Origin of the sequence: Denitrobacterium detoxificans, from assembly GCF_001643775.1 — a bacterium.
GTDB lineage: Bacteria > Actinomycetota > Coriobacteriia > Coriobacteriales > Eggerthellaceae > Denitrobacterium > Denitrobacterium detoxificans.
The window spans coordinates 2,118,408-2,143,612 of the sequence record NZ_CP011402.1; the positions used below are offsets into that span (position 1 = coordinate 2,118,408).

A 25,205-nucleotide genomic window follows, 5' to 3' on the forward strand; every position below is an offset into this window, starting at 1 on the left:
GAGGTGGGGCGTCGTCGCGCTAGGCGCGCAAGGGAAACAACGCCCCAACCGAAGGATTCCGTGCTACTTGTCGGCCAGAGCGCGACCCACCACGTAACCCTGCGTGTGCGCACGGCCAAGGGAAAGACCGGGCACCGTCATGGGATAGTCGGGGCTACCGAAGAAGTTGCCGGCGCAGTTGCCGATGGCGTACAGACCCTCGATGACCTTGCCATCCTTGTCGAGCACCTGCATGTCGCCGTTCACGTTCACGCCATGGATGACCGTGGAAACGCCCACATGACGATGGATGCCGTAGAACGGAGGCGTAGCGATCGGCGCAAGCCACTTGGCGGCCTTGCCCATGTCCTCGTCAACGCCCTTGGCGGCCAGCTCGTTGTAGCGCTCAACCGTCTTCACGAAGGTCTTCACATCGGTCAGGCCCAGCTTGTTGCCCAGCTCCTCGATGGTGTCAGCCTTGTACGTGTTGATGAGGTTCTCGTACACGCCCTTCTTCTCGCCGCTCTCTTCGGGCATGTAAGCCTTCATGCCCTCGGGATCGACCAGCTTGCCCGGCCACTCAGCGCAGGCGGTCATGTAATCGCTGTCGAACACCTGGGTGTACCAGCCAGCGTCTTCCTCGCTGGTGAGGAAGTTGCCCATAACGGCCATGCTCGAGCGCTGCTCGTTGCAGAAACGGGTACCGTCGTTCTTTACGCACAGGAACGGCATGTCGGCCATGGAGCCCGGGCCGGCATCGAAGTCGTGGATGACCTTGGAGCCGTTCACGGATTCCATGCGAGCGCCTGCCCACACCATCATCTTCTGGCCGTCACCGGTCTTGTTCTGCTCCTTGCGGTACAGGTTGGCCATGTCGGGATTGTAGTAGGCCATCATGTCGTCGTCGTTCTCGTAGTCGCCCGTGGCAACGACAACGCCCTTGGAAGCGTTGAACTTCACATACTTGCCGTCTGCCTTGGCGATAACGCCCGTGACCTTGCCGTTTTCCACGACCAGCTGCTGAGCCGGGGTCTCGTAGAAGATTTCCATGCCCTGGTCTTCGGCGTACTTGGCCACGTCACGCATGCCGTTGCCCGTGTTGTAGGGCTTGGGGCCGAAGTCGAACGCGAAGTAGTTCACGTTGTAGCCATCGATGGTCTTGATGGCGCTCGTCCACTTTGCGGTGGTATCAACGGTCTGGGCACCGGCCTTCTGGGCGATGTCCCACAGCCACTTCAGGGCCTCGTAGGAGTTGTTGGCCCACAGCTCGGCCTGTTCGCGACGCGTACGATGGCAGCAGTCCTGCGTGGTCAGCGAGATGCACGCCTGCACGCCAGCCGGATCGCTGTTCGCGATGTCGATGGAGTCGCAGGTGTTGCCCTGGCTGATGGCGGTCTTTTCCTTCTGCAGCAGAGCGACCTTGGCGCCCTTTTCGAAGGCGGAAAGCGCGCAGGGCACGCCAGCGGCGCCAGCGCCGATGACCACGATCTCGTAGTCCTTGGTTTCCGCGATGTCGGTAATGGCGTCGGGAGAAGCGAAGAAGCTCGGCAGCCCGTCGGCCGTGGCAGCGCTGCTGGCGGCCTTCTCGCTCGCGCCCTTGGGCGAAGAGCATGCCGCAAGCGCGCTTGCGCCCGCCATGGAAGCCGCGGCCACGCCGCCGAACTTGAACAGATCGCGCCTCGAAATGTTACTCATAGTTTCCCTCCTGTAGATTGCCCCTACCCGGGGCCCCTCTCGCCGGCGGCCCTTCCGCCGGCCGTCCCCTCAAGCGGTTCCCGCCCGCTTTTGGGAGTCGGCGGAAGCGCTGGCTGCAGGCTGGCGTCCCGCCGACTCCTGCACCATAGGTCTTCACATATCCTCCATGCATCGACCAAGCACCCTTTTTGCGGGGTTATTTCTCTAACCCCCTCATATAACCCTCTACCGACCTGCGGAAACAGAGTGAGTGCGTAGGACATTCACCTTTGATAAAATGCTAGGCGGGAGGAAGGATGCGCCGCGACAAGCGCATCGAAACAGAATGTCTGAAGAATGCGTTGCCGTAACCGGCACCGATGAACCGAGTGGAAAACGCACCTGGCGCGATAGATTGCCCGCCATACCCCTCGCATTTCTGGGGCTTGGTATTTACCGTGCGTGGATCGAAATCGTCTTCGTGGGGTCTTTCGTGCACTACCCCGCCGCCACGTTCACGCTACGCGATACGTTCGATTTCACCACAAGCGGCATGCTTCTCATATGCATGTTGCTGGCGAAGCGCATCGGGCCACTATACCGCCGCAAGCCCGTATTCGTGGCCAGCGCGGTTATGCTCGCCCTTTCCACCTGCGGCATGTTCGCATCCATATGGGTGCCCGAATATGCGTCGCTTCTGGGCCTGCCCTGCGCGCTGCTGGGTGGCGCAGGCATCGGTTTCACCATCCTGCTCTGGAGCGAACTCTACGGCTGCCTGAATCCCCTGCGCGTAGCCATGTACTATTCTGCCTCCATCATCGTGGGCGCCCTGATCATCTACATCTTCGAGGGCTTCAAGCTGCCCTGGCTGTTCACGCTCACAATGCTTCTACCCCTGATCTCGTTGGCGCTCGTGCGTCGCTCGTTTGGGCAGCTGCCGAAGGCCGAGCTTCCCAGTACCACCTGGGTGCGCTTCAGCGTACCGTGGAAAGCGGTACTCATGATGGCGCTCTACGCGTTCGCTTATGGCACGCTGGAACAGCCCCTGTACTCCAGTTTCTTCGGGCCGCACTCCGCGCCCGGCACCGTTATCGTGGCGTGCGTGGTATTCGGCGGCGTACTCATGCTGGGCGACAAGTTCGACTTCAACATAATCTACCGCATGGCCCTGCCCCTCATGATCGTAGCGCTGCTAATAATCCCCTCTCTGGGCTTTTCTGGTGCGGTGGTTTCCAACCTGTGCATTTCGGGCGGCTATACCGCAATGGCCATCCTCATCATGCTCATCTGCAGCAACATCTGCTACCGCTACGGCGTTTCGGCGGTATGGCTCTTCGGCATCGAACGCGGCGTGCGCATCCTGCTCATGTGCCTGGGGCGCATCCTCAGCTGGGCAGCGGGCACGTTCATGGTAGGTGCCATCGATGGCACCTACATAGTGGGAGCCATCGGCATCTGCGCCGTGCTGGGAGGCACCCTGGTGTTCCTTTCCGAGCGCGACCTTTCCAGTCGCTGGGGCGCCACGTTCCTCGACCAGACGGCCGCCACCCGCGAAATCGTGCAGAAGCAGGAAGTGGCCGACCGTTGCCACGCGCTCGCTTCGGAATACGGCCTCACCACGCGCGAGTCGGAAGTACTCCTGCTGCTGGCGCAGCGCAAGACCGTAGGCATCATAGAGCGAGAGCTGTTCATCGCAAACGGTACCGCCAAAGCGCACATCAGGCACATCTATCAGAAGCTCGACATCCATTCGCGCGAAGAGCTCTTCGAAAAGCTCGCCATCGACGGCCTCCAGCCCCTCGACTAGCGCATTCGTCCAACCGGAATAGGCGCATTCCGCCCGCAGGGCGGAACAGCGGGACGGACGCCCCCGACCCGGACAGACGAGCTTTCGCAACGCGAAAGCGAGCGGGATGCACCCCAACCCGGATAGGCGAGCTCTCGCCACCGGCGAGAGCGAGCGGGATGGGACGCCCCAACCCGGATAGGCGAGCTTTCGGCCCCGCCGAAAGCGAGCGGGACGGACCCCCCGGCCGTCGACCCGAACGGCCCCGAGACGGACCCCAGCTCGAACGTACCCGCGCCAGGCGCGGCCCCGGGATGGCCTGCCCCAGCCCGCGAAGCGGGCGGCGGGGCGCGTGGCCCATCGGGGGCACTGCGAAAGCAAACAAAAACGCGCTGTACCCGGGGTTGCCCGCGGAGAGCGGGAGGCGAAGCCTCACGCAAATCCGCGGGCAACCCCGGGCAGCGCGCAGTAAAAGCATGAACCAGCGCAGCGCACGAGCCCGGCGCCACCGACGCAAACGAAAGGGGAACGCGAGGGATAACCTCGCGTTCCCCTATGGGCGCAGCAACACGCCGGGCGAGCAGCGGAGCGGTGCCCCGATGGGCCACGCGCCCCACCGCCCGCACCCCGGGATGGGAAAACCCAGCCCGAGAGGGTTAGCCTGCAGCTACGCCATACCAGGCAGTGCCCTCGTCATGCCAGCCCAGCTTCACGAGGTTCTTGTGCTCCTGGAGGCTGGTGGTGTAGTTGTGCGAGCCCGACTGGGCGTTGGGGTTGTACTCGCGGTAGAGCTTTACCGTCTGGGCGTCGTCGGAGTACCAGCCGATGCCCTCGTAGTTCCAGCCGAGCGAGACCAGCCAGTCACGCTCCTCGGCGCTCATGGTGTAGTGATGGTCACCGCCGTTGGGGTTGTACAGGCGGTAGACCGGCGTGTCGCTCGTCTCGGGGGCTACCCAGCCGGTGCCCTCGTACTGCCAGCCAAGCTTCACCAGGCCATCGCGCTCCTCGTCGCTGGCCGTGTAGAAGTGCTCGCCGCCGTTGGGGTTGTACAGGCGGTTCATGGCAACGGTCGCCACTTCGGGCGCAGGGTCGACAACGTTGAACGTCGTCGTCGCGGAACTGCCCACGTAGCGATTGATGCCCGTCACCGTGGCGGTGGCAGTACCCGCCTTCTCGGTGTCGGCGAACTCGATAACGTAATCGGTGCCAGCAACAAGCTGCTTGCCATCCAGCGTAACCGTGGCGTCGGGCGTAAGGGCCTCACCCGTTGCTGTCTGATCGGCCACGGACACAACGGCCTTGCTCAGGTCGCCAGGATTAACCACCAGATACGCATCCGTGGGGTTCGGCATCATGGTGATGGAGAACGTCACGGGAATGAGCCCATCAATCGAAGAGGAGATCACGCGGAACGTATTCACGCTCGCACCCTCAGCCGCAACGTTCTCGGCGGCAACATGATCGGCGCCATAGGTGATGCCGGCAATGTAGCCATTGCCCTCGTCGGTAGGCGTGATGTCGATGGCATAGCTGCCCGCCGCTTCGGTAATGGTCGCTTCGGCTTCGATGAACTTGCCGGCCATGGAAGCCGTGCCGTCGCTCGTCTTCACGAAGGCGATGGGCGCGGAAGACGTAAACTGAACCACCATATCGGCCGAATCGGTGCGCATGGTGGGGCCAGCCTGATAGGTGAACGCAACCGGGGTCACCGCATGCAGGGCGGATTCGTCCACCATAACGGCCCAATAGCCAGCGGCGACTTCGTCGGCGGCACTGTTGCCAACCGAAAGCCCCTTCATGAGCGAGGCGCCCTTGTCGTTGAACGCAACTACGGCCATAACCTTGCCGTCGGCATCAACTTCGGAAAGCCCCAGCTCACCCGTGGAGAATCCATTGGCCATGGAAACGCTCTGCGAAGAGAGGCCCTCGTAGGTGCCCGTGGTGTACCAGGTGGACTTTGCCGTACCCGTAAGCGCCGTAGCAACCCGCTCAGCCGCCTTCAGGCGCTTATCGGCAGCCACCAGGCTCTCAGCGTCGCGGTTCTCGTCCTCCAGAGCGCTATTGGCTTCAGAAATCGCCTTGGTCAGCAGCGATGCGCCCATAGGCTGCAATTCGCCAGCAGCCAGCTCCTCAGCCGCAGCAATATCCCCCTGAAGCGCCTTGCTAGCCTCAACCTGCTCCTGGCTTGCCACCACGAACGTCTTGACGATCGACCCTGCGGCAAAGTTCTTGCCCGTGGAAACGACCTTCAGCGATCCGCCCGCCTCGTATACTTTCAAGTCGCTCACGGTGTAGTCGACGCCCTCGACAAGCGTGTACGGCTCGCCATTCACCGTTGCGGTGACAACAGGGTGAACCTCGCTAACGCCAGCAACCTGATCGGGAACGGACACGCTTACCGTAGTCTCGTCGAACGAAAGCTGCGCGATGGAAAAGTCAACGGACTTCGTGCCCGTGAAGCCATCGCCGCCCTGCGCCGTTACGACCATCGTGTAGGAGCCCGCATCGACAACCTGGTCAGCAGACACCTCTTCGCCGGCAGCATTGAGGTACGTCGTGGTGGTGAGCACCCCGCGCAGGTCGAACGTGGCGTAAGAGCCATACGTATTGATGTAGGCGTACGTGCAATCGGCCATCGAAAGCGGCTGGGGCTGGCCCGTAAAGCTACGGGACGCAAACCCGCGAAGAACCGCGCCGGAAAGATCGACCGTGTCGGGGGTGATGGTGAAGCCCAGCAACGCTTCGCCTTCGTATCCGCCTATGCCCGTTACCACGACCGTGGGACGCACTGCGGGATCACCCGCAACATCCCCTTCCTTGACCAGCAGATTGTCAGGCAGCCAGGGGTCGACGTTATTGCGATAGGACACAACGTAGTCAACGCCCTCCTGCAGCGTGTAGCCCTCGGAAGTCGCATGCACGGACGGCGTAATCGCCGAACCCGTATACGGATGCGACATCAAGTTGGAAACGCCTCCCAGCGAATCGTACGTGACGACCTTCGAGATATCGCACTTCGCCACCTGGAATTCCGCCGAAGTAGAGCCAGCGTACACGCCCATGCCCGTCACGATGACCTTGGCGGTTCCCACCAGGCAGTTGTTCTCGTAGGAGACCGAATAGTCAACGCCTTCGGTAAGAAGCTCCCCGTTCATGGAAACGGAAAGGTACGGCAGCGTAACGGGGTTGCCGCCGTTATACGAAACCGACTCGTCGACGCCATTGAGCGTGGCATCGGCAATCGAAAGAGGCTCATCCAGAATGGAGAACGTCATCGAAGCGCTATCGGTCACATTGCCCGTAACGGGCGTGCAGGTCACCGTATACGTTCCTGCGTCCACCGGCTCGACTTCCGCACCCGAAGCATCGGTGTAGGAAACCTTGTAGTCCGAAGCGGGAAGGATCTTTCCGCCATCCCACATCTTGAACTGGGGAGTGGGGGTAATGACGGAGCCCGTCTTCAGGAACTTGTTGCCACCCACCAGCGACATATCGACCACGAAGTTATTGGGGTCGAGGCTCGTGGGCGCAATGGTGAACGTTCCACTCACCGTGCCCTCGTACGAACCAATGCCCGTTGCGGTGTACGTTGCCGTACCCGCCTGCACGTTGTTCTCGTAGGAAATCGTGAAATGCGTGCCGGGCGTAAGCACGTTGTAATTCTCGTCGTATACGCCCTCATCGAACGGACGAATCTCCTGACCCGTATACGATGGATCGCTCCACAGCTTGCCATCGAACCAGCTCTGCTGGAGCTGCGTGGCCGCCCACGCCTGCGGGGCGCTTACGAGCAGGGCGAACAGGGCAAGCACGAAGACGGCAACGCCCAGCGCACCGCCCTTCACTCCCCCGTATTTCATTCCCACGTTTGTTTGCATAAGACCTTCCTTTCCCTCGAGGCGCCCACGCGCCTCGCCTTTACGCATATACGGAAGTGGCCCGCGCCTTGCGGCGTGGGCCAGGAGGAACAAGGCGGGGAGCGCATGTGCGCACCCCGCCCGATTCGTTATTTCATGCCATACCAGGCGATGCCTTCATCATTCCAGCCGGCGGCAACGAGCATTTCAGCTTCGCTCTTGCTGACGGTGTAATGATGCGCACCGGAGGAGGCATTCGGGTTATACAAGCGGAACAGCGGCGTACCCTGGGCATCGTCGGAGTACCAGCCAATGCCCTCGTAGTTCCAGCCGAGCGCCACAAGGCCCTTCATCTCTTCCTCGCTCACCGTGTAATGGTGGTCGCCGCCATTGGGGTTATACAGGCGGTAGACCGGCGTATCGCTGGTGACCGGGGCATTCCAGGCGCTACCTTCGAACGTCCAACCAGCCTTCACGAGCGTATCGCGCTCGGAAGGGACGGCCGTGTAGAAGTGCTCGCCCGAATTCGGGTTGTACAGACGCAGCATCTCGCACGTCTCGACCTTCACCGGGGCCGCAGTGCCCGATTCGTTGAAGGCGGCCATCTCGCTTACCAGCATCTCGTCGTGAGCATCCACCTGCGCCTGAGTTGCGCTGGAGCTAGATGCCACCGACTCGGCAGCGGCGATGGCGGCCTGCAGTGCAGCGTATGCGGCATCGGACTTGTCGCCCTGCTGAATAGCGCGCGCTTCCTCGATGTGGCCATTAAGCACGTCCTTGTCGACGCTTGCGGCCTCAGCGGCCTGCAGGGCCTGGAGGCTGGAAGCGGAAACGTACGACTTGGCGTTATCGGACAGCGCTTCGTATGCCGCACGAGCAGCAATGACGTCTGCCTGAGACTGAGCGCCAAGCGTGCTGGACAAGTTGGCGATCAGCTGCGTGGCATACGCAGCGCCTACGGCATCGAGCTTGGCAACGCTGTCAGCGGAAACCGCAGCGCGGGCCTGCTCGGACAGCGAGGCGTAACCATCTTGCGCGGCCTTGACATCGGCGCCGTTCGCAGCGGTTACCGCATCGGCTTCCGGCAGGGCGGCAATGGCGGCCTCTACCGTACCCGACCCAGCAGTCAGCTGGAAGTCGGCAATGGCCTGCTGCAGCGCAGCCTGGGCAGACTTGATGTCGGAGCCCTGCGCATGATCGTTAGCGGCAACAGCCTGGGCATCATCGATGGCCTGCTGCAGCGTCTGGTAGGCGCCCGCACTCGAAGTGCCCTGCTCGATGGCCTGCGCCACTTCAAGATCGGTCTGCAGCGCAGCCAGGTCCTCGCTTGCGGCGGCAGTCATCGCCTTCACGACGCCTGCGGTCTCAACGGTAAGGCACGACGCATCGCGCACTTCCGCGGTAAGCGTCTGGCCCGTAGTAATAGGCGTCCAATTCTCGCACACGTTCGACGTAGACCAATCCTGCACGGTCATGGTCTCGCCATCGGGAAGCGTGCTCACGAAGCGATACTCCTTCGAGCCGGCAACACCACCCGCAACGTCTACGTACACCTTCTGCTTCTTGCCAGGCTTCACGACACCGCCGGCTTCAACGGCATCATCGGACGTAGCAGATGCGACCGTAAGACCCGTCGACAGGGTGCCATTCTGAGAGTCGGAAATCATGTTGGCAACAGCCTGCTGGTCGAATTCGACATCGCAGCTCTGCTTGGTGGTGATGCCGGAGTACGACAGCGAGAAATCGACAACCTGGCGGCTTTGCAGCTGCTCAGCCGTGAGCGTTGCGAAGTAGTTATCGCCATCCTTCTCCATGGGCGCACCGCCGATGCTCATGCCAATGATCATGTCGGCATACATGCTGTTCGGGGCAAAGATTACGGTATAGGTTCCGTCGCCATTCGAGAAGGCGGTCGTAGAGGAGCCAAGATAGGTACCCACCGAAGACGTTTCGTCGGAACCGGTCTTGTACCAGCTCACGCCTACCGCATAGGTCTTCGCATCGCCGGTTTCCTCGCCCGTACCGCTGTTCGAAGGCTCGCCCACATGCAGCGTCGCAGACAGCGGCTGGTAATCCACCAAATGCGTAGTGCTCACGCCCATCGACTTCAGCGTCTTCTCGGCAACCTGCCAACCAGAGGTCACATTGCCCTCAGCGTCGGTCTTGGGCACATACACCTTGAAGGAGAGCATGCTAGACCCCGTGGGGGAAGACAGCTCAAGGGACTCGAGGCTTGCAGGCAGAACAAGCGTGCTCGGCGCCTCGTCATACACGATGGAAACCGTCTTCATACCTTCGCCGAAGTACGCGGAGCGCATACCCTCGAACCCGCTGTAATCCATGCTGTCGAAGAACGCACCCGTCGGGAATTCGCCCTTGGTCAGGAAATTGTCCTCGGTAACAGTCGAACCCGTCTTGCCACTACGGACAACCAGATGTTCGGGCATATTACCCATGAATGAATTGCTCGGGATGTACGCGACGCTGGCCATGTCGACCGTGGTGAGCTTGTCGGTGCTGTAGAAGCCCGTCACATGCTCCAGGCTTTCGGGGAAGTTAATTTCCTCGAGGTTGGAGCAGTTATTGAACGAACCTGTAGCCAGGTTGCGAATGCCTTCGGGCAGCGTAACCTTGCGCAGGGAGCTATTGCCGCGGAACGCCTGCGCGTCAATAGACACCGTGCCCTCTTCCACCGTGTACTCAGTGAAGGTACTGCAGGGCAGGGACAAGATGAGATGCTTGCCAGGATACTGCGGGTCAACCTCAGCGCTCATTTCGCCATACAGCACGTTGTCGACGACATGATAGACCGGGTTGTTCTCGGATACGGTGATCTCGGTCAGGGCGAAGTCACCCGTGAAGGCGCCCGCCATCGAACCGGTCATGCCCGCGCCGATATGAATCTTCTTCAGGTTAGGCATGTTGGCGAAGCAGCCACCGCTGATGGAAGTAAGCGTATCGGGGAAGATGAACTCGGTAAAGCCCGTATCCTCGCCGAAGGAGCCATCTCCGATCGATTCCAGGCGCGTGCCGAAGTCGAAGGACGTGAGGCTCTGGCAGTTGTAGAACACGTACGTGCCAATATGCTTGGTTCCGCCCACCTTTACGCTGGCGAGGAACTGGTTGTTCTGAAATGCGCCATTGCCAATGGTCTCCATGCTGCTCGGCAGGTCAACCTCGTTCAGCGAGCCTTCCACGAAGCAGTCGGCGCCAATCTCGCGCAGGCCTTCGGGGAACGTGACATGCTGCGTCGACGTAGAGGCAAAGGCATAATCGCCCAGACGCTCGGTACCCGCGGGCACATCGTAGCTCGAGCGCTTCGCGCCCTCGTTCACGGTCACGAGCGTCTTGCCGTCACCGCTGAACAGCACGCCGTCTACCACCTTGTAATTAGTCGTAGCAGGGGAAACCTTGTATTCAGCGCAATTGAGGTTGTAGGCAAAGGCTCGCTCCAAGGAATCGGCCGGAACGCCAGCGCCCACGGTGATCGACTTGCAATTGCGCATATTGGAGAATGCGCCTTCTCCCACGCTCGTCACGCTATCGGGAATGACCATCTGGGACGCACCGCACGCCTGGAAGGCCCCCGCGCCAATCGTCTCCAGCCCGTCATTGAGCGTGAAGTTCTTGCTGGATACGCTCGAGAAGGCCATAACGCCCACGCTCTTCACGCCCGAGGGCAAGGTGATGTCCGTATTGCCAAGGCTCGTGCCCGAGAAGGCGCCATCCGCAATAGTGGTCAACGCGGAAGGCAGCTGGCCATTCACTACCGAGCCATCGGCCTTCACCACGCTGATGGATCCCAGGGAACCATCGGAGCTAAGCGCCTTGTCGCCGATCTCCGTTACGGCATCGCTCATGACAACATCCTGAACCGAGCAGTAATACAGCGTCTGAGCAGGAATCTTCGTGAGGCCGTAGGGGAAGGTAACCTTCTTCACGCTCGAGGTATTGAACGTGCCACTGCCCAGGTTTACCAGATTGCGAGGCAGCGTGATTTCGTCCAGCTTCAGATCGTAGTAGAAGACATTGTCTTCCATCGTGGTCAGACGGCTGGGATTGGTGTCGGAGTCTTCGAAGTTTACGGTCGTGAGGTTGGGCATATGCTCAAACGCGCCGTACTCGATCTTCTCCACGCTTGCGGGAACAGTGACGGTCTGGCAGCCCGTTTCGGCAAACGCTTGGGGCCCAATAACCTCAACGTTGTCGGGAATGGTCACGTTCTGCAAGGATCCGCCATAGTACAGCAAACGCGGACCTTCGGGGTACGTTTCGTCGATAACGAAATCGGCGTAGTTGTCCTGACGAACCTTTACGGTCATATTCGCCGTGTACGTGGAGGATTCTCCCGTTGCCGCGTCAACATGAGTCAACGTAGCGGTAAGGGTGGCGTTACCCGTGGTATTGCCAGCGGTGATCGTGCCCGTAGCAACGTTATCGCTACCTGCGGATGCGTCAGAGGAGTCCTTGACCGTCGCAATCGACTCATTGCTGCTGCTCCACACGATGCTATCGGAGGCATACGCAGGGGAAACAACGACCTTGGCGTCGTAATCCGACCCAAAGGACACCGTTGCCTCGTTCGTCTGCATCGCAATGCCCACCGATTCGGGAACCTCGGATACATGCACGGTGACGGTGTCGGACACGGAAGCATCGTACGTCGACGTACCCGTAATGGTAACGTCGCCCTTGGCATGGGCCGTCACAACGCCCTTGCTGTCAACCGAAGCGACGGTGGAATCAGCGCTTTCGTACGTGATGCCCGTTTCCGTTGCATTGCTGGGGGTAAACGCACTGGAAAGCGTCACGCTCTGACCCTCGTACAGCGTGCTCTCATCAGGCGTGATGTCAACAGCGGTAGGAGCGATCTGGTTGATGACAATCGTTTCCGGCGAGCCGCCATTCAGGCCGTAGTCATACGCATACAGCGCAACCGTATCGGGCATCGGGTCGACGAGAGATGCCTCATCGGCAACGCCCTGCCACGCGGAGCGCAGATTGCTGATCGGAATATCGAAATGCCAGGTACGCGTGCCGTCCTCGTTCGTGACGTACTGCTCTTCCGACGCCTCGCTCACCGTGGCGCTGCCATTGCCGTCCTTGTCGTCGGCAAGCTGACGCAGGAAGTAGCCCTGATGCACGGTGTCGTAGAACTGTACGGCGGCAAGCCAGCTATTGTCGGTGACGTCGAAGCTCAACACGCGCTCATCGCCCTGACCGGAATACGAGATGTTGGAAATAACCGGCGCCTGCGTATCGTAATAGAACGAATCGGTCTGCTTCTGAACGGCGCTGCCATCGCCACCGGCGGTGGTAGCCGTCTTCGTCATGGTGTACGTACCCTGCGGCAGGTAATTGCCCGTATCCTCGTCCTGGCCAGAGAATGCGAACGGACCCGTCCACTGCTCGCCATAGGTCATGCCGTAGTTGGAAGCGTAACGCGACTTCACCTGGTATTTCTGATCGAACGAACGCACGACCTCGCCCTGTTCGTTCGTGTATTCCACCGTATACTCGTTCAGGTTGCGGCGCAGGCCCGTCATGGGGCTGGCGCTATTCGGGCTCGAAGAGTACGGCGTGCTCGAAACCACCTGCTTGCCCTGATGTACGAAATTGGAGTAGTCGCCATCAACGGCCAGGCTCGTGCCGCCATCCAGCGGGTTGATGCCCAGAGGCAGGTTGGTCGTGCCACTCGTAAGGGCGGTACCGATTACGTGGGAACCCGTAACTACCTCTTCCCCGTTGATGGTCGTCTTGGAGGTAGAGCTGTAGCTATCGGAGTCAAATGCGGGGACGGCATCCCAATCGCCGTAGAAGCCGCAGAACGGCGTGGACAGATCGGGGTTACCCGAGCCATCGGCAGCCTTCAGCAGGGCAAAGCCCTCAACGAACGTACCGTTCGGCGTATTGGCCGCAGCCCACTCGGTGAATGCGGAACCGCAGGAGATGTTCACCGTGTAGGAGGCGGAGCCATTGGCGGGAACAACCACGGCGCCATCGGTAAGGCCCGTGTAGCTCACGTCGATGCCCTCACCCGTCCAGTCCTTGCTTGCCTGCTGGAACAGGCCATTCGCCACCGTATCGGAAATGGCGTGCGTATCGGGCGTATAGGAAGCTTCCGAATCACTGAAGTTATGCAGCGTAACCTTGAAGCTCCAGGTGCCAGTAGCGCTTTCGCCCAAATCGGCCTTCGGGCGATCGGCCACCTTCGCGCCATCCACGGTTACGTACACGGGAGTAGATACCGCAGCTTCCACGTCCGCCAAGCCAGCACCCTGCTTGCGCGGGGAATAGTAGCTCGCGGAATCCGCACTGTTCACGATGGGGCGTGCGGTGCTCATAAGAAGCTGGCTGACCAGGCTATTCTTTTCGTCCTGAGACTTCCCGGAAAGTGCGGGATTCGCTTCGATGTACTGATGCACCTGAGCGGTAATGCCGGCCATCTGAGGGGTGGCCATGCTCGTGCCGCTCATGTACGCATAGGCATTGCTGCTTCCGCTCACCGAGCTGTAGATGTTACCACCCGGAGCGGTGATTTCGGGCTTGATGTCCATTTCGGGGGTGGTTCCCCAGCTACTGAAATCGCTCATGACGTAGTTTTCGAACGTTGCCGAATCGGCCTTTGCGTCATGTACGACCTTGATCTGGGCAGAGCCCGACTCGATGGCCTGCTTGATGCTCTCGCCAGCTTCCAGGGAAATGCCCACCGAGGGGATTTCCTGGGCGGTGGTAAAGCCGAAGTTCTGGTTCGTGCCAGACGCGTTATCGTAGAAAACGACGGCTACGGGATTCAGCGACGCAACGTTCTTGAGCTTCTGCTCGAACGACAGCTTTTCGCCGTTGTCCTCGCCGCCACGCTGAATGAGAACCATCTTGCCGGCAAGCGTTCCACCCTGCGCTTCGGAAAGCACGGCAACGTCGGCCGCGGAGCCAATGCCGCCGTCGACGATGTCGTAGGAGCCTTCGTCCAGAGCGTTGAACAGGGGAACCTCAGTGCCATCCTTCGCGGTAACGTCGCGATAGGCAACCTTTTCATCGGCGAAATAGAATACCGAGCTACCCTCCGCATTGTTCACACTTGCCACGGCAAAGGAGTTGTCGAACGACGCGGGGCAGGAAATGATCTCGGCATCGGGGTCGGTCGCGTACGGCAGATTTTCGCCGGACTTGTTCCCGTAGGCCGCGTTATACGCATTACCAGCAGCAACGTTCACCACGATACCCTGGTCTTCCAGAGCGTTCACCGCATCGGCATACGTCTGGCGAGAGCCCTCGGCACCAAAGCCATTGTCGCTGCCGAGCGACATGTTCACGACATCGATGTTGTTGCCGCTCGCTTCGCCCGCCTTGTCCAAGGCGGCTACATCGTCCATGGCAGCAATCAAGTTGCTGTCGTAGATGTTGCCCTGCAGGTCGTCGCATACCTTGAACATCATGATCTGCGCATTGGGGGCGGCGCCTTCGATTTGGCCGCCATTCGCGGCAGCGATGCCGGCCACATGCGTGCCATGCGTAAGGTCGGTATAGGTGCCAGGCGTAACCTCGTTATCGTTGTCCGCGTAGTCGTAGCTAAACACGATCTTGCTGTCGGTGTACACGCCCGACTTGCCAGCGGCGAGGTTCGTCTTGGCGGCGTTGATCTCGTCTTCCGTCCAAGCAACATCCACGCCGCTCATATCGCCATCAAAAGCCTCGTGGTCAATCTGCAGGCCACTATCGATGATGGCGATGGTCTGGCCATCGCCGCGATAGGCAACGTCATCGGCATTCGTCATGTCCAAGCTCGATTGGTTCAACGCATTGGTGGACTGAATGCCCATGTCGGAAGGAATCGAATACGACTGCTCGACAAACGCGTTCTTCACGCCATCGAGATTCTGAATGGCCTCGAGGGCGCTTTCGGGCGCCTTGATGGCAAAGCCGTCGATGACGTTGTAGTAATCGGCGATTTCCTCGATGGAATCGTCGGATGAACCGTCATCCGTAGAGAAGAGCTGCAGGCCACCTGCATTGCCAGAACCCTGGCTCTCCCCCGCAACCACATTGCGGATTGCGTCGCGCATGGAGTCATGGCGCGATTCCGAGCTCGGCGCGCCAAAAGACAGGCCGAACAGTTGCACGCCCGAATTCCAGTTGTCCTCAAGCTGAACGATGATAGTGACTTTATCGCCAGACGTCGGCGTCTGGTCCTCGATGGCATTGCCCGTAGCAACGTCCGGACTTGAAGCGCCCAGCTTGGTGAGCTGCTGCTCCAGGGACGTATCGGCAGTTTCTTCCACCTGCTGCTGTGCCTCGGCAGGCACGTCGTTTTGAGACGCAGTCTCATCGGCGAATGACACACCGGCCAGGCCAGTGCTCGCAGCCAGCATGACAGCAACGCCCGTAGCGGTTACGCGCGTGAGCATGCCGGAGCGACGCCACGGGGCTGCATCCCCGTCTTGTACCCTCATACCCTTTCCTTCCTTTGGGCCCCTTGCGGCACCACTGGATACAGTGGTGCCATGGTTAAATTTGCGAGAATGGTACCAAAGAAAGTAGGTAAGCCTAATTTGTGCTTACGGAGGATAATCCATTCGGACCAACGCGCTGTTTTACGACGTTTTCCCAGTTGAAGAGCGAGTCGCTCATAGGCAATACGACCCCACTGGTTTCATTTCCCGCATTCCTCATCCGAATGGGTTGACAGAAGTTAGACTTCTTAAACTGTTAGTTCGCCCTAATTCAAGTCCTTTTGGGCTGAAATGAGCGAGCCAGTCCTCCACGTTTCCCACACAAGATGCGAAATAGGCCATAACGCACTGCGACCCGCCGAACGCATCGACGGGTCGCAAGAACCACTCTGCGAGAACGACTCCTAAATATACTTCACGAGGCGAACTATGTTCTTACCCTCGACGCGTTCGTATGTGAGCTCATCCACGCACTTCTTCGCCATGAGGATACCCAAGCCACCAATAGAAACCTGATCGATATCGTCGGGCACTTCGGAAGTGGGCTTCTGCAGCGGATTGAACGATACGCCCTTATCGACAATGGAAATCATGATGGAGGCGGGGTCCGTATTACATGCGCAGCTCACGCATACCGTACCGGGATTATCCTCAGTTGCGCGCGGATATGCGTAGTGACATACGTTTACGAACATCTCCTCAACCGCAATGTCAATCTTGTGGCACACTGCGCTGGGACAATCGAGCGCCTCGAGCTTACGATGGATGAACTCATCGACTTCCTCGAGCTTTTCGTCGGAAGCAGGCAGCTCAATCTGCTCGAAGCTCTCGGGGGGCACGCCCACCTTCAACACGAGCATAGTGATGTCGTCGGACTGCTCGGCGCCCTCGGCAAAGCGCGAAACGTCGGCGCGCACGGAGCACAACAGCTGACGCGGCGAATAGCCCGCGCGCTCCTTCACGAAGTCGATAAGGCGGTCGGGACCATACAGGTTCTCTTCCACGTCCATGGCCTCGGTCACGCCGTCGGTGTACAGCAGGAACGTATCGGAAGGCGAGCATTCAATCTCGTAGGGCATGTAGGGCATGTCCTCGAAGAGCCCCAGCGGCAAGCCCGAACGCTTTTCCAGCCATTCGCATGAACCGTCGTTCAACACGAGCGGCGGATTATGACCCGCATTAACGCAGGTCATACGCATGGACTTATAGTCGAGGACACCAGCGAACGCGGTAACGAACATGCCCGCTTCGTTGCCCTCGCACAGCTCGCGATTCGCGCTTTCCACGGCAAGCCCCAGCTCCATACCCGATTCCATGTAGTAGCGAATCTTCGACTTCGCCGACATCATGAACAACGCCGCCGGCACGCCCTTACCGGACACGTCGGCAATGACGAAGCCTAGCTTGCCCGCTTCAGAATTCGAATCGCCAATGAGGAACAAGTCGTAGAAGTCGCCGCCCACCTGCTTGGCCGCATTCATGTCGGCAAAGATGTCGAACATCTTGATCTCGGGGAACGGAGGGAACGCACGCGGGAGGGCGTTTTCCTGAATGGCCCTGCCTGTTGCAAGCTCGGTATCCATGCGCGATTCCGCTTCGGCAATCCAACCCTTCAGGGCACTGACCGTATGGTTGATGTCATCGGAAAGCGACGAGAACTCCGTAATGCCACGCACGTTCACCTGCGTGCTCAAATCGCCACCCGTGATGCGGCTAAGCGCCCCATTCACGTGCCAGATATTGCGCACCACCAGGCGCTTGATAACGAAGTACACCACCAGGAACAGGATGGCGAATACGAGGACTTCCATGAACGACGTGATGAGCACCGCCACATCGAGCGAGAACCGTACTTCGGATGTGGGATGCACGGCAATGATACGATAGCCCTCTACCTCTTCGTACGTGGCATAGCACTCTCCCCCATTGAATGACGTGGTGAAGAGCTCGCCTTCCTGAATGCCATCGGCGTCGGAAGAAAGCGCGCGAGCATCCTGCACCCTCACGTCATTGCCGGCACTCACCACGTTGCCCGTGGCATCGAGCACGACAACCTGGCCATTTTTCCCCACATGGCGATTCCGAACCGCCTCTTCCACCTGCATGGAAATATCGTCAACGAAGTTTTGGGCGTCGTAGCCTACCTGCACGAAGCCGCCTTCGACCGTAACGCCCGCATACTTGCGCCACGTCGTTTCGTCGTACGCCATGGGCTGGTACGACTGCACGTATTCGGTTTCGCCGCCCCCGGGAAGCAGGCACAGAAATGCGCGAGACTGGTCGCCCGATGACATGTCAAAGCCGATGAAGCTAGTATTCGAGCTGGCAATTACGATGCCATTGCCGTCGACCATACATACCTCGGCAACGTCGAGGTCATCGGCAACGCGGGCACACTCCTCATTCGTTGCCCCCTGCGCCGAAGGCAGGGACAGCGCCGCCTTGTTGGTGAGCATGAGCAGGTTTTCGTCCGAAGCGTCGGCAATGGCCCCACGCACATCCGACACATTGAGTCGCAGCAGCGATGCTTCGTCGGAATACATAAAGCTCGACTGCAGTATGGCTGTGAACCCCACGGTGATTACGAACACCGCAAACACCGACACGAGCAGATACGCTTGAACGACCTGGGCAATCCCCCGCTGACCGCGCGGCATAATCGAAGGCCGGTGATTCACCCGAGCCAATGCGATGGCGGAAAGAGCCACGGAAATGCCCACGCACGAGATCATGGGCAAGGCACAAGCTTGCACCACCTGGAAGGCGCGCACCGACTGGTCGAAATTGGTGAGGAAGACGAGAAGCAGGTGAGGACCTCCACCACCAAACCCGTCGCCATCGCCATAGGCCATGAGGGCATGCGACTATCGAACAGATACTTGTGAAGCAGCGCCGCATAGACACCGGCGGTGATGGTGCCCAGCGAGCATGCCAAGCGCGTGAATTCCCCGGCGCCCCACAAAACGGCGAACCAGCGCTCTATGCCGCCAATAAGACCAGCTATAATGCCCGCCGGCCCGCCAAAAAACAGACCCGCAGCCAAGGGGGCTGCATCGCGCACGTTCATGGTGGCGCCATTCGTGGGGATGCCGACCTCGGTGCCGTACACCGCGATGAGCCCGAAAACGAGGCCCGCGATAATCTGCCACCAAATCTTTGGGATACGCATAATGCATCGAATACGGCGCAAAAGCGTAAGCCCGACGCAAGCGATTACGGGCAACAACGTGGCAAATGCAAACTGAGCAACAACGAGAGCATCCATAAGGCACGGCCCTTCCCCCAGACACCTTGCTATCAGTGTACCAACCCAGGAGCGCATTGTGCCCGTCAATCTGCGTGAACGCACCCCGTCCCTTGCTCGCGTTTGGAAGGCAAAAGAAAACCGGCCGAAGAACTCGACCGGTTTAAGAATCCGCCTTGGGCAGCGGGGCCCCGCAGCCGCCCAAGGGGTTTCGAGGATTGTTAGCTAGATAAGCTCGGCGACCTTGGCCTCCAGCTTGCCCATATCAGCAGTGGGCTCGAAGCGGGCAACGACATTGCCCTCGCGATCGACCACGAACTTCGTGAAGTTCCACTTGATGTCGGGGTTCTTCTTGTAGTCCTTATCGATCGCCTTGAGCATGGCGCTCATGGCAAGAGCTTTCGGCCCATGCCCGAAGCCCTGGAAGCCCTGCTGGCTCTTCAGGTACTCGAACAGCGGAAGCGCGTCTTCCCCGTTGACGTTCGACTTCTTCATCTGGGGGAACTGCGTGTTGTAATTCAACGAGCAGAACTCGTGAATCTCTTCGTCGGTACCCGGCGTCTGGCCGTTGAACTGGTTGCACGGCACGTCGATGATCTCGAGGCCCTGATCATGGTACTTCTCGTACATAGCCTCAAGCGGCTCGTAATGCGGAGTAAAACCGCAACCCGTAGCCGTGTTAACCACGACAATGACCTTGCCCTTGTAATCGGAAAGCTTCAGCTCTCCGCCGTCAACCATCGGTACGCTGTAATCGTAAATGCTCGCCATAGCAAACTCCGTCCTATCCATTTTGTGTAATTCGATTGTACACAACTGAATTAGAAAAAGTCAAACGCCCTTTCATGACAAAACGGTTACGAACGCCCCTCCCCTCAACCCGGAAAGGCGAGTTTTCGGCGCAGCCGAAAACAAGCGGGACCACCCCACCCCACGACCCGGAAAGGCGCATCCCGCCCGCAGGGCGGGACAGCGGGACAGACCCCCACGGCCCTCGATAGCAAATCCCGCCGAAGGCGGGAAAGCGGGCCCAACCACCAACCCGAGGCGGCGAGCTTTCGCAAAGCGAAAGCGAGCGGAACCACCCCACCCCACGACCCAGGAAGACGCCTCCCGCCCGAAGGGCGGGACAGCCCCTCGACGACCCGAGGCAGCGCATTCCGCCCGAAGGGCGGAACAGCGGGGGCAAGCGCCACGACCCGCCCCGACTCGCATGCCGGTTAAAAGCGCAGCCTTGCCTCACTCGGGATGGGGCTCGCGGGGACTGGCGGCCCCTGGGGCACCCTGTGAACACCATACAAAAGCGCTGTTCACGGGGTTGGGGCTGGGACGGGGAGGCAACGAAGGCGAAGCCGAAGTTGCATCACCGTCCCAGCCCCAACCCCGTGCAGCGCCAGTACAAAACTGCTGAACAGCGCAGCGCACGAGCGTAGGTTTCGGCCCGTGCGGGGCCGAAACCACGCGAGCAGCGGAGCGAGGCGTGCCCCAGGGGCCGCCAGCCCCCGCGAGCCCGGGACGGATTACCCAAGCAAGGCTGAGATTTTCGGCACATACCCCATGATGAAGATGATGATCATGAGCACGGGAATGCCCCAGGCGCACCACAGGCGCAGCTGAGGCGGGAACTTAATGCCTTCGCCCGCATCGGCTTCGGCGATAAAGCGATCCCATCCCCAGCCCAGGCGCGTGCTGCAGAACACGGCAAACACGATGCCGCCCAGGGGCAGGATGTTATTGGACACGATAAAGTCCTCCACCGACGAAATGTCGCCCAGACCAGGCACCACAACATCGGAAAGCACATTGAAGCCCAGCGCGCAGGGAATGCTCAGCACGGCAAGGGCGATGCCATTGCACAGAACGGACCGCGTGCGACTGATGCCCCAGCGATCCATGCACCAAGAAACGATGGTCTCGAACACGGCAATGACCGTGGAAAGAGCGGCAAAGCCCATGAACACGAAGAACAGCGCACCCCATACGTTGCCCAGCGGCATGCTGCCGAACACGATGGGCAGCGTAACGAACACGAGCGAAGGACCCGCATCGGGGCTTACGCCAAAGGCGAAGCAAGCGGGGAAGATGATTAGACCCGCCATGAAGGCAACCAGGGTATCCAGACCGGTAGCGGAAAGCGCCTCCGTCGTCAGGCTACGCTCCTTGCCAATGCGCGAACCGAAGATTGCCATGCCGCCCATGCCCACGCTCAGGCTGAAGAACGCCTGGCCCATGGCCGCGTAAACGGCATCACCGAACGTGCCAAGCTGTTCCGGTAGGGAATCGCCCGCGAACAGGCGCGAGAAGTCGGGCTGCAAGTAGAAGGCGATGCCCGCATCGGCTCCGGGCAGCGTAACCGCACGCACGCACAGCGCAACCATGATGACGAACAGGGCACCCATCATGAACTTCGAAACGCGCTCTACGCCATTGCGCAGGCCACCGATGGTAACGGCCACGCCCACCGCAACGGAAAGGAGCATGAACAGCACCAGCTGCACGGGGTCGGCGATAAGGGCGTCGAACGAGGCGGCCGCGGCATCCACGCCCGCATTCGTGAACTCGCCCGAGGCAAGGCGCGGAATGTAGGCAAGCATCCAACCGCAGATGGTGGTATAGAACATGAGCAGCAGCATGGAGCCCACGTAGCCCCACCAGCTGAACCAGCGAAAATCGCGCTTGGACGGAAGAATATGGAACGCCCGCGCAGTACTGCTCTGACTGGCCCTGCCTACGGCGAACTCCATCACCATGACGGGCAGCCCCAAAATGACTAGGAACAGCACGTAGATGAGAATGAATGCGCCGCCGCCATACTGCCCGGCGATGTACGGAAAACGCCATACGTTGCCCAAGCCAATGGCACAACCTGCCGCAACCAGAATGAACCCCAGACGAGACGCGAAATGCTCGCGCTCTTCAGCCTGATGCTGCTCCATATTCAAACTCCCCGTCGTATGCATGCAATAACTCGCACATGATACCAGAGACGCATGATGCGGCGGCGCCTCACGGGGCATTTCGCACGAGCGCGCAGGCTACTTTCGCTCGGGCGAACGATAGAACAGCATGATGACCAGGGAAAGCACGTTGACCCCCGCCACCGCTACAAGCTGAGGCACATAGCCAACGCCACCCATGCCAGTCGTTGCCAGGCTAATAAGCAGGGCCGGGGCAACCGTCGTGCCCACCTGGCGGACAAGGGCGATAGTGGCGATGGCGGAACTGGAGTCCTCTTCCGAGGTGTTTTCCAGGATCATGTAATTGAGCGGCGTGCCCATGGCGAATCCCATGCCTAGGCCAACCACGGCCAGGCCCAGGACGAGCCCCACCACGGAAGGGTTCGGCGCCACCACGAACGCCAGAACGGCAAAGCCAATAGCCATGACCCCCAAACCGCCAATGAGCACGGGCTTCGCGCCGTGGCGATCGATGATCTTGCCACCCACGGGCGGGCCTACGACGGCAAAGATGCCCATGATGGCCATGTAAAAGCCACCCGAACCCAAGGGCAGGTCAAGCGCCGCTTCGGCGAATTCAGGAATCAGCACCATACTAATGATGACGCAACCCACCAGGAACGACACGACCATGGTGATTACGATGCGCGCATTATGCAGGTATTCCAAATGGAAGATGGGGTCGCTCGCACGGCGCTCCCACGCACGAAACAAGGGGAGCAGCACAAGGAACAGCGCCAGGGGAACGAGCGTGCGAATGCTCTGCAGCCCCGCATTCTCCACGGCAAACAGTGTATGGAGCAGCGAGAGAATCATGACGGTGAACAGCAGCGAACCCACCACGTCGAGCTTACCTTCGTGAGCAACCTCACGCTTGGGCAGCCAGGCGCTCGCGCCCACCATGAGCAGCAGGCCAACGGGGACGGCCACGAAGAAGGCCCAGCACCAATTCTCGGCACCCACCAGGGCGACAATGCCACTGCCGGCAGCAGCGCCAACCACATTCGAAAGACCCGCCACGGCAGCCGCCATGCCCAGCCACATGCCACGCTTACCCTCGGGCGCCGAAGCACCCATCTCGGCCGTGGCTACGGGAATAATGCCACCCGCGCCAATGGCCTGCACCACGCGACCAACCATGAGCAGCGGGAAACCTCCCGCAAACTGGGCCAGGCCGCACAGAAGGGAGCCCATGGCAAAGATGCCCATGCACCACGTGAAGACGCGCTTGCGCCCCAAGCGGTCAGCAAGCTTGCCCGTCGTGGGAATAGTTGCAGCATAGAAGAGCGTGTAGACGTTCACCATCCAGATGCCCAGGGAATTGTCGATTCCCATGTCGGTCTGAATGACGGTTCGCAGCGGCGCGATAAGCCCCACGTACAGGCCACCCACCAGCAGGCCTATAAGATACACAGCAGCAATGCGGCCAAAGCCGCGCGATTCGTTGGCGGTCATACCACTCCATCCCTCACTTGCACATGTGGCAAGTATATGCGGCGACATAATTGGCAGCACGCAATTGAGTTGCAAGTCATACGGTTCCCAGAAAAAGATACAGCGAAAGGTGTATACCTATTCTTCCTCGCCCATGCCCAGCAGGTCGAAAAGTTCGGCGCGGCTATGGATGTCCATCTTTCGATAGATGTGCTTGACGTGGGTCTTTACCGTATCCTTCGATACTACCAAATCGGTTTGGATCTGCCCCACCGTGCGCCGACGAGCGAGCAGCTGCAGCACCTCACGCTCACGTGGGGAAAGTCCAAATTGCCCCGCCAGCTCGTCGCAGCGAAGCGCACGGTCCTCGCGACGCATGCGCGCCAAGTCGGCCTGCGAGGCGCCTTCCGCACGAAACGAGACACCCCAACGACTGGAGAAGTCTTTCTCACTGGTGAACAGCAGCGTTCCAATGACCACAAGCGCCACGGTAATGACGCCGATGATGAGGGCATTCGTGTCAGGGTCGCCCACGAGCGCAAGCTCCTGGGCCGTATAACGACCACCCATGGCGAACAGGGCGCGCACGCCACGCTCAATGCCGAACAACCACACGGCGCTCATGCCGTAGCGGTACGACATGTTCGCCAGGATAAGCATGATGAGCACGGAAAACGCCGTATAGCTGGCCGTGGCGAAGCAATCGGACACCACCTCGTTGAGCGTGCCGAACGCGGGAAGCACCAAAAAGGCGCCCATCATGAGAGGCAGCGCCACGCGGTAGAAATACGAGAAATCGAACGTGCTCCCGCGCAGGTATATCCACAGGAACAGAAGCACACCCACCACCAGGGCGCCCGGCGACGAATGGGGGCCGATGCCCATGTCGTATTGACTGAGCTCGCGCAGGCCGTAGGCAAATGCATACACGGCCATGATGAGCACAGGCTTCCAGGGAAAGCTAAAGCGCGCCGTGGAGGCATGAGGGCGCTCGGCGGGTGGCAAGCCTATGAAGCCCAAGGCAACGAACGCAAGCGAGCCCAGCGGCAACAGCATGGCCATGCCAAATTGCCAGGGAAGCAGCAGACCACGACAGAGATACAGCACGCAAGCGGCAGCCACGATGGAGGCCGAATAGTACAGGCCCACGCGATACGGAGAAAGCGATGCGTACAATTCCGACCAGAGCAAGATAATGCCCGCCGTACCTACGCCGCCCGTGACCACCGAGAAAATGCCACACGCGCGCGAGGCATGCCCGTACAGGCCCGCGAACATGCCCACCGTACCGGCAAGCATGAACACGGCAACGGCTACGTAGAAAACCCTGCTCCGGAAGATGGGCTCGATACGCCTATGTAAAGCCGCACATAGGAACAACGTGCAGATCATGGCGATGTCATAGTAGTTGTGAATAGCCGAACCGTCGTAGGGAAATGGAATGAACGAGCCCACGTAGATGAGCTCGATCCATGCGCGGTACAGGGCCAAGCCCAGAAACGCAAGCGGGACATAGGGCATCTTGTCGACCACCCAGGCCAGGGGCAGACGCTTGCTGCCCGACATGCCATCCTCGTAGGCAAAGGAGGCGAAATTCGCCTCGGTAAGGGCCATGGCACTATCGAGGGAACCGCCCTCGTCGCGACCTTCCTTGCTGCCCGAGCGTCCCTTCGCCCCGGGAACTTTGCTCCCCATCTTCCCGTGTGATTCCACGCGACCTCCCAACCACTTTTCACATAGGGGTATTATACGCAATCACGCCCTCACACCGCATGGAGCCCTCTTTGCGTTTCCCCAGTTGAACCCAGGGTGATACCCCGG

10 protein-coding genes are annotated in these 25,205 nt (G+C 60.0%); 1 reads left to right on the forward strand and 9 read right to left on the reverse strand.

Going from position 1 to position 25,205, the window contains the following annotated elements; all coding sequences use genetic code 11:
• Positions 1 to 63: 63 nt before the first annotated feature.
• Positions 64 to 1,674, reverse strand: coding sequence for an FAD-dependent oxidoreductase (locus AAY81_RS08660; RefSeq protein WP_066664054.1), 1,611 nt, complete (start codon positions 1,672 to 1,674; stop codon positions 64 to 66).
• A 325-nt stretch (positions 1,675 to 1,999) separates the two neighbouring features.
• Between AAY81_RS08660 and AAY81_RS08665 the strand changes: the two genes are divergently transcribed.
• Positions 2,000 to 3,460: a LuxR C-terminal-related transcriptional regulator gene (locus AAY81_RS08665; protein ID WP_066664059.1), complete on the forward strand. Its 1,461-nt coding sequence runs from the start codon at positions 2,000 to 2,002 to the stop codon at positions 3,458 to 3,460.
• Positions 3,461 to 4,095: 635 nt separating this feature from the next.
• On the opposite strand, the gene AAY81_RS10645 is transcribed toward AAY81_RS08665, so the two are convergent.
• The 8 genes from AAY81_RS10645 to AAY81_RS08705 form a co-directional block, all read right to left on the reverse strand.
• On the reverse strand, positions 4,096 to 7,317 hold the full coding sequence (locus AAY81_RS10645; protein ID WP_205630826.1) for a hypothetical protein: 3,222 nt from the start codon (positions 7,315 to 7,317) through the stop codon (positions 4,096 to 4,098).
• 128 nt (positions 7,318 to 7,445) lie between these two features.
• Complete coding sequence (locus tag AAY81_RS08675) at positions 7,446 to 15,749, reverse strand: leucine-rich repeat protein (RefSeq protein WP_066664061.1); 8,304 nt, start codon at positions 15,747 to 15,749, stop codon at positions 7,446 to 7,448.
• A gap of 404 nt (positions 15,750 to 16,153) precedes the next feature.
• Entirely contained in the window at positions 16,154 to 18,481 is a 2,328-nt protein-coding gene (locus AAY81_RS10820; RefSeq protein WP_066664063.1) for an ATP-binding SpoIIE family protein phosphatase, read from the reverse strand.
• On the reverse strand, positions 18,478 to 19,014 hold the full coding sequence (locus tag AAY81_RS10720; protein WP_066664065.1) for a LytS/YhcK type 5TM receptor domain-containing protein: 537 nt from the start codon (positions 19,012 to 19,014) through the stop codon (positions 18,478 to 18,480). The genes AAY81_RS10820 and AAY81_RS10720 overlap by 4 nt, the downstream gene beginning before the upstream one ends.
• A gap of 204 nt (positions 19,015 to 19,218) precedes the next feature.
• A complete protein-coding gene (locus tag AAY81_RS08690; RefSeq protein WP_082867955.1) occupies positions 19,219 to 19,764 on the reverse strand; it encodes a glutathione peroxidase in 546 nt (181 codons plus the stop codon).
• 749 nt (positions 19,765 to 20,513) lie between these two features.
• Positions 20,514 to 21,929 carry a sodium-dependent transporter gene (locus AAY81_RS08695; protein WP_177168497.1) on the reverse strand — a complete coding sequence of 472 codons (1,416 nt, stop codon included), beginning with the start codon at positions 21,927 to 21,929 and terminating at the stop codon, positions 20,514 to 20,516.
• 99 nt (positions 21,930 to 22,028) lie between these two features.
• Entirely contained in the window at positions 22,029 to 23,405 is a 1,377-nt protein-coding gene (locus AAY81_RS08700; protein WP_066664071.1) for an MFS transporter, read from the reverse strand.
• Between the two features lie 117 nt (positions 23,406 to 23,522).
• Positions 23,523 to 25,079 carry a helix-turn-helix transcriptional regulator gene (locus AAY81_RS08705; RefSeq protein WP_240480574.1) on the reverse strand — a complete coding sequence of 519 codons (1,557 nt, stop codon included), beginning with the start codon at positions 25,077 to 25,079 and terminating at the stop codon, positions 23,523 to 23,525.
• Positions 25,080 to 25,205 lie beyond the last annotated feature (126 nt).

Excerpts from the sequence above, each read along its gene's own strand:
- AAY81_RS08660 (WP_066664054.1), bottom strand. The coding sequence starts at position 1,674 with ATGAGTAACATTTCGAGGCGCGATCTGTTCAAGTTCGGCGGCGTGGCC.
- AAY81_RS08665 (WP_066664059.1), top strand. The coding sequence starts at position 2,000 with ATGTCTGAAGAATGCGTTGCCGTAACCGGCACCGATGAACCGAGTGGA.
- AAY81_RS10645 (WP_205630826.1), bottom strand. The coding sequence starts at position 7,317 with ATGCAAACAAACGTGGGAATGAAATACGGGGGAGTGAAGGGCGGTGCG.
- AAY81_RS08675 (WP_066664061.1), bottom strand. The coding sequence starts at position 15,749 with ATGAGGGTACAAGACGGGGATGCAGCCCCGTGGCGTCGCTCCGGCATG.
- AAY81_RS10820 (WP_066664063.1), bottom strand. The coding sequence starts at position 18,481 with ATGATCTCGTGCGTGGGCATTTCCGTGGCTCTTTCCGCCATCGCATTG.
- AAY81_RS10720 (WP_066664065.1), bottom strand. The coding sequence starts at position 19,014 with ATGGATGCTCTCGTTGTTGCTCAGTTTGCATTTGCCACGTTGTTGCCC.
- AAY81_RS08690 (WP_082867955.1), bottom strand. The coding sequence starts at position 19,764 with ATGGCGAGCATTTACGATTACAGCGTACCGATGGTTGACGGCGGAGAG.
- AAY81_RS08695 (WP_177168497.1), bottom strand. The coding sequence starts at position 21,929 with ATGGAGCAGCATCAGGCTGAAGAGCGCGAGCATTTCGCGTCTCGTCTG.
- AAY81_RS08700 (WP_066664071.1), bottom strand. The coding sequence starts at position 23,405 with ATGACCGCCAACGAATCGCGCGGCTTTGGCCGCATTGCTGCTGTGTAT.
- AAY81_RS08705 (WP_240480574.1), bottom strand. The coding sequence starts at position 25,079 with ATGGGGAGCAAAGTTCCCGGGGCGAAGGGACGCTCGGGCAGCAAGGAA.